At 68.8% G+C, this 715-nt stretch carries 1 protein-coding gene; it reads right to left on the bottom strand.

Annotation, left to right across the window (positions count from 1 at the left end; genetic code table 11):
* The coding region (locus D456_RS24920; protein ID WP_040700037.1) for a condensation domain-containing protein at positions 1-715 on the bottom strand (715 nt) is incomplete at both ends.

Genomic DNA, 715 nt, shown 5'->3' with positions numbered 1-715 from the left:
GGTCGTAGGGCAGGGGTGTGGGGGCGTCGATGCCGGTGAGGGTGTGGCGCCAGTGGTCGGTTGCGGCTTGTTCGTCCTGGTGGGAGAGCCATGCCAGGTGGTCGCGGAAGGGTGGGCGTGGGGGCAGGGGTGTGCCGTGGTAGGCGGTGAAGACGTCGGACAGGACCAGGGGCAGGCTCCACCCGTCCAGGAGCAGGTGGTGGAAGGTCCAGAGCAGGGCCACGCGGGTGGGGCTCAGGCGGGCGATGGTGATGCGCAGCAGGGGGCTCTGGTTCAGGTCCATGCCGGTCTGCTGGTCCTGGGCGCGCAGGTCGGCCAGGGCTTGGTCTTGTCGGGCGGGTGTGTGGTGGCGCCAGTCCAGGACGGTGACGGGCAGTTGTGCGTGATGGGGGATGTGTTGCAGGGGCGTGGTGAGGTTCTCCCAGAGGGGGGTGGCGCGGAGGGCGGGGGTGTGGTCCAGAACGTGTTGCCAGGCTCGGGCCAGGCGTTCGGGGTCCTCGATTCCGTCCAGGTGCAGGGTGATCTGTTCGAGGTAGGAGGTTCCCTGGTCGAGCAGGGAGTGGAAGAGCATGCCCTGTTGCATGGGGGTCAGGGGCAGCAGGTCCTGTGTGGTGGGGGTGACCAGGTGGTCGATGTCGGTCTGGTCCAGGTGGGTGAGGGGGAAGTCGGAGGGGGTGGCCCCGCCGGTGTCCTCACGCAGACAGAACCCGACCAG

Source organism: Nocardiopsis kunsanensis DSM 44524, from assembly GCF_000340965.1.
Classification (GTDB): domain Bacteria; phylum Actinomycetota; class Actinomycetes; order Streptosporangiales; family Streptosporangiaceae; genus Nocardiopsis; species Nocardiopsis kunsanensis.
Note: the sequence above shows the minus strand (reverse complement) of the source record. Positions and strands in the feature narration are given on the sequence as shown.